Origin of the sequence: Bradyrhizobium sp. IC4059, from assembly GCF_020193615.1 — a bacterium.
GTDB classification, from domain to species: Bacteria; Pseudomonadota; Alphaproteobacteria; order Rhizobiales; family Xanthobacteraceae; genus Bradyrhizobium; species Bradyrhizobium yuanmingense.
Genome location: NZ_JADYVH010000002.1, coordinates 324,908 through 336,133 on the forward strand (window position 1 = coordinate 324,908; position 11,226 = coordinate 336,133).

At 65.1% G+C, this 11,226-nt stretch carries 11 protein-coding genes; 5 read left to right on the plus strand and 6 right to left on the minus strand.

The annotated features are described in order from the left end of the window. The first annotated feature begins 173 nt into the window (after nucleotides 1–173). Nucleotides 174–767: a hypothetical protein gene (locus I6F12_RS07410; protein ID WP_085974346.1), complete on the plus strand. Its 594-nt coding sequence runs from the start codon at nucleotides 174–176 to the stop codon at nucleotides 765–767. 78 nt (nucleotides 768–845) lie between these two features. Here the strand turns inward: I6F12_RS07410 and I6F12_RS07415 are convergent, their stop codons facing one another. Next, complete coding sequence (locus I6F12_RS07415; RefSeq protein WP_225141517.1) at nucleotides 846–2,315, minus strand: FAD-binding oxidoreductase; 1,470 nt, start codon at nucleotides 2,313–2,315, stop codon at nucleotides 846–848. A gap of 182 nt (nucleotides 2,316–2,497) precedes the next feature. Here I6F12_RS07415 and I6F12_RS07420 point away from each other — a divergent pair, with 182 nt between their 5' ends. Further along, nucleotides 2,498–2,665 carry a DUF2934 domain-containing protein gene (locus I6F12_RS07420; protein WP_081494475.1) on the plus strand — a complete coding sequence of 56 codons (168 nt, stop codon included), beginning with the start codon at nucleotides 2,498–2,500 and terminating at the stop codon, nucleotides 2,663–2,665. A gap of 22 nt (nucleotides 2,666–2,687) precedes the next feature. On the opposite strand, the gene I6F12_RS07425 is transcribed toward I6F12_RS07420, so the two are convergent. The 4 genes from I6F12_RS07425 to I6F12_RS07440 form a co-directional block, all read right to left on the minus strand. Continuing rightward, nucleotides 2,688–3,431: a DUF72 domain-containing protein gene (locus I6F12_RS07425; RefSeq protein ID WP_051056846.1), complete on the minus strand. Its 744-nt coding sequence runs from the start codon at nucleotides 3,429–3,431 to the stop codon at nucleotides 2,688–2,690. A 121-nt stretch (nucleotides 3,432–3,552) separates the two neighbouring features. Beyond that, a complete protein-coding gene (locus I6F12_RS07430; RefSeq protein ID WP_225155877.1) occupies nucleotides 3,553–4,842 on the minus strand; it encodes an MFS transporter in 1,290 nt (429 codons plus the stop codon). Between the two features lie 109 nt (nucleotides 4,843–4,951). Next, complete coding sequence (locus tag I6F12_RS07435) at nucleotides 4,952–6,142, minus strand: acetyl-CoA C-acyltransferase (RefSeq protein ID WP_225155878.1); 1,191 nt, start codon at nucleotides 6,140–6,142, stop codon at nucleotides 4,952–4,954. Between the two features lie 270 nt (nucleotides 6,143–6,412). Further along, the gene (locus tag I6F12_RS07440; RefSeq protein ID WP_225125777.1) at nucleotides 6,413–7,183 is read right to left on the minus strand and encodes an enoyl-CoA hydratase; all 771 of its coding nucleotides are present in this window, start codon (nucleotides 7,181–7,183) and stop codon (nucleotides 6,413–6,415) included. Nucleotides 7,184–7,338: 155 nt separating this feature from the next. Between I6F12_RS07440 and I6F12_RS07445 the strand changes: the two genes are divergently transcribed. Together I6F12_RS07445 and I6F12_RS07450 are read left to right on the plus strand one after the other, a co-directional pair. After that, on the plus strand, nucleotides 7,339–7,866 hold the full coding sequence (locus tag I6F12_RS07445; RefSeq protein ID WP_036022513.1) for a PaaI family thioesterase: 528 nt from the start codon (nucleotides 7,339–7,341) through the stop codon (nucleotides 7,864–7,866). A gap of 69 nt (nucleotides 7,867–7,935) precedes the next feature. Next, nucleotides 7,936–8,556: a TetR/AcrR family transcriptional regulator gene (locus tag I6F12_RS07450; RefSeq protein ID WP_036001077.1), complete on the plus strand. Its 621-nt coding sequence runs from the start codon at nucleotides 7,936–7,938 to the stop codon at nucleotides 8,554–8,556. A 160-nt stretch (nucleotides 8,557–8,716) separates the two neighbouring features. Here the strand turns inward: I6F12_RS07450 and I6F12_RS07455 are convergent, their stop codons facing one another. Next, nucleotides 8,717–9,625, minus strand: a complete 909-nt coding sequence (locus tag I6F12_RS07455) for a LysR family transcriptional regulator (RefSeq protein ID WP_036034254.1) — start codon at nucleotides 9,623–9,625, stop codon at nucleotides 8,717–8,719. A gap of 102 nt (nucleotides 9,626–9,727) precedes the next feature. Between I6F12_RS07455 and I6F12_RS07460 the strand changes: the two genes are divergently transcribed. Then, a complete protein-coding gene (locus I6F12_RS07460; RefSeq protein WP_036001072.1) occupies nucleotides 9,728–11,224 on the plus strand; it encodes a CoA-acylating methylmalonate-semialdehyde dehydrogenase in 1,497 nt (498 codons plus the stop codon). Nucleotides 11,225–11,226: the final 2 nt, after the last annotated feature.

Genomic DNA, 11,226 nt, shown 5'->3' on the forward strand with positions numbered 1-11,226 from the left:
ATCGAGCGTTCGAGCGCTGCGAGTTAATCATCTCAGGCGCTACGTGTAGGCTATGAGATCGTGCAGTCGTGGCGCGCGATCGCAGCCAGTTTCAGCCGCGCTTTAGGCCCATTTCAGCCAAACTGTTATTGGTCTCTTTGCCCGGGGCAGGGTCTCTCATTTGGAGTCCTGCAATGTTCAAGCGAGTATTTTCTGCGTGCGTCTTCGTTGCCCTGGGTTCTGTCGCTTCGGAAGCGCGCCCTTATCGCATTCATCAAGCTCCTGAATGCAACGTCACCATGCCCTGCGACTTCTCGTATTCGCAGACGCGACGCGAGCGGGTTGCCAGGCCCTCACTGGCTTCCAGATCTTCGCTGATTTCCAGGTCCACACTGCAAGCGTACCGCTCGACACAACTGACGGTGACTGATGCTGGGAGCACGACCACGCCGGCGGCCGTCTCCGGTGCCCACGGCGCTCGCATTGTCGGTGGCCGTCCGGCCGGTTGCCCTTCGTCGTTCTGCGGCTGCGGCGCGGCTCTGCGCGTGTTCGGACGTATCGTGCCGGAATTGAATCTTGCGTCCAATTGGCTCCGCTTTCCCAGGACATCACCCGCACCGGGAATGGTTGCTGCGCGACGAGGACACGTTTTCGTCCTTGAACAGCACCTCGGAGGCGACGTCTGGATGGCCTATGACGCCAACTCGGGTGGGCGCGCGACGCGAATCCACGCGCGTTCGCTGCGAGGGTATACGATTGTCAACCCGCGCGGCGGCTCGGTGGCTTGAGGGCAGCGGATAGCGCTCCAAAAACGGCGGACGGGTCGCAACATCTTTGCGACCCGCCAACGCCGAACGCCGAGCCGATCACAGCCGGAGCACCTTGCCGGGATTCATGATGTTGTGCGGATCGAGCGCGCGTTTGATGGTGCGCATGATGTCGAGCTCGGTCTTGGAGCGGTAGTGGCTGAGCTCGTCGAGCTTGTCGATGCCGATGCCGTGCTCCGCCGAGATCGAGCCGCCCATGGAGGTGACGAGATCGTTCACGGCGCGCGTGATGGCGGGCGCGTATTGGTTCAGCGTCTGCTGGTCCATGCCCTTCGGTCCCATGAACGAGAAATGCAGATTGCCGTCGCCGATATGGCCGAGCGGATAGGGCCGGATGGTCGGGAGAATGTCGAGCACGGCCTTGAGGCCCTTGTCGATGAACTCCGGAATCCCTGAAATCGCCACCGACACGTCGAAACTGATCCCCGGTCCCTCGGCGCGTGAGGCCTCCGCCATTGCTTCGCGGATGCGCCACATGTTGCGCGATTGACCGAATGTGTGCGCGATCGCCGCATCCAGCACGCGGCCGGCCTCGAGTTGATCGGCGAGAAACTGCTCCATCTTGCCGGACATGCCCTCGGTTCCGTCCTGCCGCGGGCGCGCCGACGACCATTCCAGCAGCAGGTACCAGGGCGTATCCGCCTTCAGCGGATCCTGCGTCCCGGGAATGTGGCGCAGGGAAAGGTCGATGGCCGCCCGGCTGAGCAGCTCGCAGGAGCCGACATTGTCCTCGGATGCCGCGTGCGCCTCGGACAGGATTTCCAGCGCCGCGCGGGGATCGCGGATCGCCAGCCACGCCGTGCAGACGTCCTTCGGTGCCGGCCACAGCTTGAGCACGGCCTTGGTGATGATGCCCAGCGTCCCCTCGGCGCCCATGAACAGGTGCTTGAGGTCGTAGCCGGTGTTGTCCTTCTTGAGCGCGCGCAATCCGTCCCAGACCTCGCCATTCGGCAGCACGACCTCGAGCCCCAGCACGAGATTGCGGGCATTGCCGTAGCGCAGCACCTGCACGCCGCCGGCGTTGGTGGAGAGATTGCCGCCGATCATGCAGGAGCCCTGGGCACCGAGGCTCAGCGGCAGGAAGCGGTCGTGCTCGCTTGCGGTCTCCTGAAGCGTCTGTAACACGCAGCCGGCCTCGACCGTCATCGAATAGCCGACGGGATCGACATCCAGCACGCGGTTCATCCGGCCGAGCGACAGCACGATGCCGGTGTGCGCAGGCCAGGGCGTCGCCCCGCCCATCAGGCCGGTGTTGCCGCCCTGCGGCACGATCGCGACGCCGTGCTCGTGGCAGAGCCGGACCACTTTCGAGACCTCCTCGGTGCTGCCAGGGCGAACGACGGCGCCGGCGTTGCCGACCAGCAATCCCCGCCAATCCGTCACAAACGGCTGCTTGCCATGCTCGTCCTCGATCAGGCCTTTGTCGCCGACGATCGCGCGCAACGCATCGCGCAATGGTTCGGTCACGGGAGCGGTCGGGATGGTGGGCAGGGACGTCGGGAGCGGCATTTGTTTCCTCTGGCACATCTTTGTGTGTACTGAGCGCGCGAAGCGCCGCAGCCATTGTCCACGTTTAGGCTGCCGAGTCTAACGGCAATGCGCCACGCGTGTGGGGAGTTTGGGTCGGCCTGACCGCTTGGAACGGTCCGCAGCAGCACGACGTTTGCTTCTCGGCACAACAGGAGAGCCGCATGGCGAAGGTTGACGAGGAGCTCATCCGGGTGAGAGCCCACCAGCTTTGGGAACTCGCAGGCAAGCCGGAGGGCCGCCAGGACGAGTTCTGGCGAGAAGCCGAGCGCGAATTATCAAACGACGCCGGCGCAAATGCCGAAGAATCCTCAAAGACTTTCACGGAGTAATCCGCGAGCGAACGGTCTGGCGCTATCGGGCTTCAACCAGCTGGCGGGCATTGGCCATGGCTGCGCCCGAAGCGGTGTTGTCGAAAATGCACCAGACCGAGGCCGCCGCGCATCCGGCCAGCCGCACCTTGAGCGCCGCCAAGGCAGCCGCGTCATAGCTGGAATAATAGACCCTCGGTGAACCGTGAAGCCGAAAATAGGCCAGCCCGGTCCAGCCGCCGGGCGCAGCGCCATTGGCGGCACGCGGTGGATCCGCGGCCACCCGCGCGACGCCTCGTTGCGCCAGCCAGTCGTCGGCCGGCCTGGTGAACCAGCTCGCGTGCCGTGGCTCGCAAACCACCGGCACCTGCCCCCCTTTCTGCAGCGCTATTACGAGCTTCCCGGCGCCGCGCCTTGCGAAGATTGTCGACGAAGGCAATTGCAGCAGCAGCACGCCGAGCTTTTGCCCAAGGCCGGAAATCTCCTCGCAGAACCGATCGACGTCCGCGCGATCGAACCTCAGCTCCGGCGCATGGCTGATCGATTGCGGGACCTTGACCGCAAAACGGAAGCCGGCCGGCACCGCAGCGCTCCATCGCTCATATGTCGTGCGCCGATGCGGACGATAGAACGACGTGTTGATCTCGGTGCAGTTCAGCACTGAGGCGTAGCGCTCAAGGTGGGAGCCCTCGGCCTTGAACGCATCCGCATGCTGGGACGGCACGTTCCATCCCGCCGTGCCAATCCGAAGGGCATGCTTGCGCGTCCGTCCAGGCCTGTCTGTCATCGCCACAGCATAGGAGGCATCTTTGCGGCGTGGTCATGTCGGAACGATTTGGCCCGCCTTCACGACACTGCGGGGCTCTGTTTCTTCTGTCAAACCGGAAGGCAGAAGACGTGGTTCCTTCTCACGCCATCGCCACTTGCGGCTTCGGCTGCCGCGACAGCGCCAGCACGATCAGGGCCGCGAATACGCAGAGCGCGCCGGCGATGAAGAAGGCGGGCAGGTAGCTCTGATAGACGGTCCGCGAGAAGCCTGCGCCAAACGCCGCGGCGCCCGCGCCGAGCTGATGGCCGGCGAAGATCCAGCCGAACACCAGATTGGCGCGCTCGGGCCCGAACTTCTGCGCGGTGAGCCGCACCGTCGGCGGCACCGTCGCGATCCAGTCGAGACCGTAGAACATCGCGAAAACCGAGAGGCCGTAGAAGGAGAAATCGCTGAAGGGGAGGAAGATCAGCGAGAGCCCGCGCAGACCGTAGTACCAGAACAGGAGCCAGCGATTGTCGTAGCGGTCCGATAGCCAGCCAGACATGATCGTGCCGAAGAAGTCGAAGATGCCCATTGCAGCGAGCAGGCTCGCCGCCTGCACCTGCGGGATGCCGAAATCGAGGCACATCGGGATCAGGTGCACCTGCACGAGCCCGTTGGTGGAGGCGCCGCAGACGAAGAAGGTCGCGAACAAGATCCAGAACGCCATCGACCTCGAGGCATCGCGCAGCGTGCCGAGCGCAACGCCAGTGATCGAGCCGTGGCTGACCGGCGGCGCCGGCAAAGGTTCGGTGCCTTCGTCGCCGAACGGCCGCAGGCCGACGTCGCTCGGCCGGTCACGCATTGCGAGCAGCACCGCCAGCGACGAAATAACGAGCATGATGCAGACCAGGCCGAGTGCGAGACGCCAGCCGTAGCGCTCGGTGAGGCTCGCCAGCAGCGGCAGGAACACGAGCTGGCCGGTGGCAACGCTTGCGGTCATGATGCCGACCACGAGGCCGCGTCGTGTCGCGAACCAGCGCGTGGCGATGGTCGCGCCGAGCACCAAGGCCGTCATGCCGGTCCCGATCCCGATCACCACGCCCCAGAGGGCAATGAGCTGCCAGACCTCCGTCATGCCGAGCGAGAGCACGAGCGCCGAGACCACGATCAGCTGGGCGGCCAGCGTGACGTTGCGCAGGCCATAGCGGTTGAGCAGGGCGGCCGCGAACGGCGCCATCAGTCCGAACAGGATGAAGCGGATCGACAGCGCGGACGAGATCTCCGCCGTGCTCCAGCCGAACTCCTTCTGCAGGGGAACGATGAACACGCCGGGCGCGCCGACCGTGCCGGCGCTGATCAGCGCGGTGAGGAAAGTCACGCCGACCATCACCCAGCCATAATGAATGTTACGGCGGGACAGTGCTGCCGCGAGCCAGTTCGAAATCATTGGGCCTCAACGTGGATGGGCAGGCCGCAAGAGACCTGCGTCAGTTAGAGAATGGCACGGGATGTATCTGTCGCAAATGACAGAGTTCCCTCGTTTCCGGACGTCCGCGTCAGCGGCGTTCCACCGCGATGGCCGTGGCTTCACCGCCGCCGATGCAGAGTGCGGCGATGCCGCGCTTGAGGTTGTTGGCCTCCAGCGCATGCAGCAGCGTCACGATCAGCCGCGCGCCGGTGGCGCCGATCGGGTGGCCCAGCGCGCAGGCGCCGCCATTGACGTTCAGCTTGTCGCGGGGAATGCCGAGGTCGCGCTGCGCCGCCATCGCCACCACGGCAAAGGCCTCGTTGATCTCGAACAGGTCGACGTCGCCCGCGCTCCAGCCGACCTTGTCCAGCAGCTTGCGGATCGCCGGGATCGGTGCCGTGGTGAACCATTGCGGCTCCTGGCTGTGGGTGGCATGGCCCTTGATCTCGGCAAGAACAGGCAGGCCGCCCCGGTCGGCAAGTGCGCGCTTCGTCAGCACCAGCGCGGCGGCGCCGTCGGCATTGGCGGAGGAGGCGGCCGGCGTGATGGTGCCGTTGGCGCGGAATGCCGGCTTCAATCCGGGGATCTTGGCGGGGTCGACCTTGAGCGGATGCTCGTCATTGGCGATCACGCGCGGGCCGGCCTTTTCGGTCAGCGTGATCGGCGCGATCTCGGCCTTGAACGCGCCGCCCTCGACGGCCTTGCGGGCGCGGCTGAGCGTCTCCATCGCATAGGCGTCCTGGTCCTTGCGGGTGAATTGATAGGCTTCCGCGGTAGCTTCGCCGAAATCGCCCATGGAACGGCCGGTCTCGTAGGCGTCCTCCAGGCCGTCCATCATCATGTGGTCGATGATGCGGTCGTGGCCGACGCGATAGCCGCCGCGCGCCTTGGCGAGCAGGTAGGGCGCGTTGCTCATGCTCTCCATGCCGCCGGAGACGACGATGTCGGCCGAGCCGGCACGGATGATGTCGTGCGCCAGCATGGTCGCTTTCATGCCGGAACCGCAGACCTTGTTGACGGTGGTGGCGCCGGTCGCATCGGGCAGACCGGCGTTCCGCGCGGCCTGCCGCGCCGGCGCTTGGCCTTGGCCTGCCGGCAGCACGCAGCCCATGAAGACCTCGTCGACCTTCTCGGGCGCGAGCTTGGCGCGTTCGAGCACCGCACCGATTACGTGTGAGCCGAGCTTGTGGGCCGGGAGCGGCGACAACTCGCCCATGAAGCGGCCGAGCGGGGTGCGTGCGGCGGAGACGATGACGACGGGATCGGCGGCTTCGGCCATGACGAGAACTCCCTGGCGATGACGTGTAAGATGATGAACATCATATGATGCGGCGCAAAAAATGCAACCGCGGTTGGGATGAGAAAATGTCGTGGGTCGGATGAGATTTGGTCACTCCCTCGTCCGTGTCCCGGACGCGGCGCGACGTGCAACGTTGCGACGCAGAGCCGGGACCCAGATCGCGCCGACCTCATCGGTGCATGGGCCCCGGCTCAGCAGCGCACCGCCAAGCGGGCGCTGCGCTGCGTCCGGGGCACGGCAACCTGCATCCTACCGCTTCCGGTTCACAAACGCGCCCATCAGCCGCGTCGGCTCGTCCGTCAGGAACGATTCGCCGAACACTTTCACGCTCAAATTCACCGACTCGGTCAGCGGCAGCTCTTCCCACTGCCGCAGCAGCGCCTTTTGCGAGCGCAGCGCCTCGGGGCCGCATTCGAGCAAGGCCTTCACTAAATGCTCGACCTCGGCATCGAGTTCGCCGGGCGCAGCGACCTTGTCGACCAGGCCCCATGCCAGCGCCGTGGCTGCATCGATGTTCTCCGCCGTCATCACCAGCCAGCGCGCGCGGGCCCAACCGATCAGGCGCGGCAACAGCGCGGCATGGATCACCGAGGGGATGCCGACACGCACCTCGGGCATGCCGAAATGGGCATCATGCGCGGCGACTCGGAAGTCGCAGGCCGCCGCCACTTCGAGCCCGCCGCCGAGGCACCAGCCCGGCATGCGTGCGATGATCGGGGCAGGGAAGGCGCGCACCGCCTCGCAGAGATCGCGCAGGCGGCTGATGAAGGCCTCGGCGGATGTCTGGTCGAGCCCGGCCATCTCCTTGATGTCGGCTCCGCCGATCAGGCTCTTCTCGCTCTGTCCGCGCAGCACGACGACGCGGATGTTGCGGTCGGATGCGAGCTGCTGCAGGCCTTCGCGCACGGCGTCGGTCACGGGCGAGCCGAGGATGTTGAGCGGGCCGGCGTTGCAGATCGCGACATGAACGACGCCGCGCGCATCGCGCGTCACGCCGCAATGATTGTTGAGCATTTCCATCGTGGGATCTCGAAAGGTTTCGTGGACATGCGCGGGGCGCGCCGGTCGGGATCACTTCCGGGCCGAAACGTACGTCTTGTCAATCGGCGGGGAGGCCGGGTTGCCAGCGTGAAGTCCGTGGCATAGTATGACGAATATCATCTAAAGAGGCTGCCATGACCGGTGACGATCAACCCGACCTGTTTTCGCCCGCGCAGAGGCGGGAACGCGTAGTGGACTGGCAGGTGCCTGCGCCGGTGGCGCGGGCGGCGATGGGCCTGTCGGGCATGGATGCCATGCTGGGCATCCGTGACGGCCGCCTGCCGCCGCCGCCCTTCGCCAAGCTGATAGGTTTCACCATGGCCGTGGTCGAGCCGGGCCGGATCGTCATGGAACTGGAGCCGCGCGAGGATCTCGAAAACACCATCGGACTTCTCCATGGCGCGACCGCCGCAGCGCTGCTCGATACGGCCATGGGATGCGCCATCTCGACCAGGCTGGAGGCCGGACAAAGCTCGGTGACCCTCGATCTGAAGCTGACTTATCTGCGCCCCCTGTCGGTGCGTTCCGGGCTGATTTCGGCCGAGGGCAAGGTGATCAAGCTAGGACGCCAGACCAGCTATACCGAGGGTTTTGTGCGGGACGGCAAGGGCGCACTTGCGGTCCATGCAACTGCGACCTTCTCCATGATCGGCACAACTTGACATGAATTAATGCACCCATCTCGGCATTTGCGTGTTATGAGATGATCTCCGACATTCAATGAGATCCGCATGCGCTATTCCCGGGAACACAAGCAGGAAACCCACGATCGCATCGTGAAGAAGGCCTCGGTGCGGCTGCGGGAGAAGGGTGCCCACGGTATCGGCGTCGCCGACCTCATGAAAGAGGCGGGCCTGACCCACGGCGGCTTTTACGCGCATTTCGATTCCCGCGAGGCGCTGGTGATTGAGGCTTTTGCCTACGCGATGGACCGTTCGATGGAACACTGGCGCAAGCTCACCGGCGAGGTCGCTCCGGAAAAGCGGCTGGCGCTGATCGCGGAGAGCTATTTGTCCACGCTGCATCGCGACAATCCCGGTCACGGCTGCTCGATTCCCGCGCTGGGAGCCGAGATCGCCCGCGAGAGTCCGAAGACACGCAAGGCCTTTGCCGGCAAGCTGGATGAGATGATCGAGGCCCTGACCGACACCATCCCGAACATGCCCCGCAAGGCGGCACGCAAGCAGGCGATCGCGACGCTCGCGACGATGGCCGGAACCATGCTGCTGGCGCGCATCGCCGGCTCGAGCGAATTGTCCGACGAGATGCTGAAGGCCGGCCGGGACCACGCGCTCGAGGGAGCGAAGCGTGAGTCGAAGGTGGCGGCCGCGAAGAAGGCGAAACAGAACTAGGCGAAATGCCGTGTAGGGTGGGTTAGCCATGCGATTGCGCGAAGCGCATTCGCTTGGCGTAACCCACCACTGTGTTCGTCCGCGGAGACGGAAGAGGTGGGTTACGCCTTCGGCTAACCCACCCTACGAGACCCCTACGAGACCCCTACGAGACCGCCGTTCACCGCCCAGCAAACAACGCCCGCTCGCGCTCGACAATCTCCGAGATGTAATCCGCCACGGCCCTGATCCGCGCCAGGTCCTTGCTATCGGCGTGCATCAACATCCAGAACGTCCGCGTGATCGAGATCTCGTCGGGCAGCACGGCGACGAGCTGCGGATAGTCGCTCGCCATGAAGTGCGGCAGCACGGCGATGCCGAAGCCTGAGAGCGTGGCGTTGAGCTGGGCGATCAGATTGGCGCTGCGGAAGCGTGCGGAAATCCGCGGCGACACCTGGGGCAGATAATCGAGCTCCGGCGTGAACAGGAGTTCCTCGATGTAACCGACGAAGCGGTGCTGCGTCAGATCCTGCCGCGAGGCGATTTTCGGGAAGCGGTCGAGATAGGCGGGGGCCGCGTAGAGCCCAAGGCGATAGTCGAGCAGCTTGCGGCCGACGATGCGGCCTTCCTTGGGCATGGTCAGGCTGATGGCGATGTCGGCCTCGCGCTTGGAGAGGCTAAACAGCCGCGCGGTGGCCACAAGTTGCAGATCGAGATCGGGATAGCGGTCCGCGAACGGCGTCAGCCGCGGCGCCAGGAAGGCGGTGCCGAACCCATCAGGCGCGCCGATCCGCACCGTGCCGGTCAGCCGCGCCACGGAGCCGCCGACCTGCTCCTGGTTGGCGACGATGGTCGATTCCATGGCTTCGGCGCTGTCGGCGACGCGCTGGCCGGCCTCGGTGAGGAGGTAGCCGGTCTTGCGCCGGTCGAACAGCTTGGCCGAGAGGTGCTTCTCCAGCCGGTCGACGCGGCGGATCACGGTGGCATGGTCGACCCCCAGCTGTTTTGCCGCAGCCGACACCGAGCCGCCCCGCACGATGGCCAGCACGAAGCGAAAGTCGTCCCAATCGATAGCGCCTTGATCCAGCATTTTCGCACATCTATGGTGCATTATCTCAGACTTGAATCCTATAAAATGCAGGTCAATAGGATTTGTCAAAGCGACCACGCTCGGCCTGAAGGAGACCATTCCATGCGTTCAATCGGACATTTCATCGGTGGCAAGGAGGTCAAGGGCACCTCTGGCCGCACCGCCGACGTTTTCGAGCCGATGACCGGTGACGTTCAGGCCAAGGTGGCGCTGGCGTCCAAGGCCGAGGTCCGCGCCGCCGTCGAGAACGCGCGCGCCGCACAGCCCGAATGGGCCGCGACCAACCCGCAGCGCCGCGCCCGCGTCATGATGAAATTTGTTGAGCTGGTCCAGCGCGATTACGACAAGCTCGCCGAGCTGCTCGCGCGCGAGCACGGCAAGACCGTCCCCGACGCCAAGGGCGACATCCAGCGCGGCCTAGAAGTCGCGGAATTCGCTTGCGGCATTCCGCATCTGATGAAGGGCGAGTACACCGAAGGCGCTGGCCCCGGCATCGACATCTATTCGATGCGTCAGCCGCTCGGCGTCGTCGCAGGCATTACGCCGTTCAATTTCCCGGCGATGATCCCGATGTGGAAGTTTGCGCCGGCGATCGCCTGCGGCAACGCTTTCATCCTCAAGCCCTCGGAGCGCGACCCCGGCGTGCCGATGCTGCTCGCTGAACTCATGATGGAAGCGGGCCTGCCCGCCGGCATCCTCAACGTCGTCAACGGCGACAAGGAGGCGGTCGACGCCATCCTCGACGATCCCGACATCAAGGCCATCGGCTTCGTCGGCTCGACGCCGATCGCGCAGTACATCTACGAGCGCGCCGCGCAGACCGGCAAGCGCTGCCAGTGCTTCGGCGGCGCCAAGAACCACGCCATCGTCATGCCGGACGCGGACATGGACCAGGCCGTCGACGCGCTGATCGGCGCCGGCTACGGCTCGGCCGGCGAGCGCTGCATGGCCGTTTCCGTCGCGGTCCCCGTCGGCAAGTCCACCGCCGACCGCCTGATGGAAAAGCTGATCCCGCGCGTCGAGTCCTTGAAGATCGGCACCTCGATCGATCCGTCGGCCGACTACGGTCCGCTCGTGACCCGCGAGGCGGTCGAGAAGGTCAAGAGCTACATCGACATCGGCGTCAAGGAAGGCGCGACGCTCGCCGTCGACGGCCGCGGCTTCAAGATGCAGGGTTACGAGAACGGCTTCTATCTCGGCGGTTCGCTGTTCGACAACGTCACCAAGGACATGCGGATCTACAAGGAAGAGATCTTTGGCCCGGTGCTCTCGGTGGTGCGCGCGCACGACTACAAGGAGGCGCTGGCGCTGCCGTCCGACCACGATTACGGCAACGGCGTTGCCATCTTCACCCGCGACGGCGATGCCGCGCGCGACTTCGCGGCCAGGGTCAACGTCGGCATGGTCGGCATCAACGTGCCGATCCCGGTGCCGATCGCTTATTACACCTTCGGCGGCTGGAAGAAATCGGGCTTCGGCGATCTCAACCAGCACGGACCGGATTCGATCCGCTTCTACACCAAGACCAAGACGGTGACCTCGCGCTGGCCGTCCGGCGTCAAGGAAGGCGCGGAGTTCTCGATCCCGCTGATGAAGTAAGG

Coding starts and splice junctions, on each gene's coding strand:
- I6F12_RS07410 (WP_085974346.1), top strand. CDS start 174: ATGTTCAAGCGAGTATTTTCTGCGTGCGTCTTCGTTGCCCTGGGTTCT.
- I6F12_RS07415 (WP_225141517.1), bottom strand. CDS start 2,315: ATGCCGCTCCCGACGTCCCTGCCCACCATCCCGACCGCTCCCGTGACC.
- I6F12_RS07420 (WP_081494475.1), top strand. CDS start 2,498: ATGGCGAAGGTTGACGAGGAGCTCATCCGGGTGAGAGCCCACCAGCTT.
- I6F12_RS07425 (WP_051056846.1), bottom strand. CDS start 3,431: ATGACAGACAGGCCTGGACGGACGCGCAAGCATGCCCTTCGGATTGGC.
- I6F12_RS07430 (WP_225155877.1), bottom strand. CDS start 4,842: ATGATTTCGAACTGGCTCGCGGCAGCACTGTCCCGCCGTAACATTCAT.
- I6F12_RS07435 (WP_225155878.1), bottom strand. CDS start 6,142: ATGGCCGAAGCCGCCGATCCCGTCGTCATCGTCTCCGCCGCACGCACC.
- I6F12_RS07440 (WP_225125777.1), bottom strand. CDS start 7,183: ATGGAAATGCTCAACAATCATTGCGGCGTGACGCGCGATGCGCGCGGC.
- I6F12_RS07445 (WP_036022513.1), top strand. CDS start 7,339: ATGACCGGTGACGATCAACCCGACCTGTTTTCGCCCGCGCAGAGGCGG.
- I6F12_RS07450 (WP_036001077.1), top strand. CDS start 7,936: ATGCGCTATTCCCGGGAACACAAGCAGGAAACCCACGATCGCATCGTG.
- I6F12_RS07455 (WP_036034254.1), bottom strand. CDS start 9,625: ATGCTGGATCAAGGCGCTATCGATTGGGACGACTTTCGCTTCGTGCTG.
- I6F12_RS07460 (WP_036001072.1), top strand. CDS start 9,728: ATGCGTTCAATCGGACATTTCATCGGTGGCAAGGAGGTCAAGGGCACC.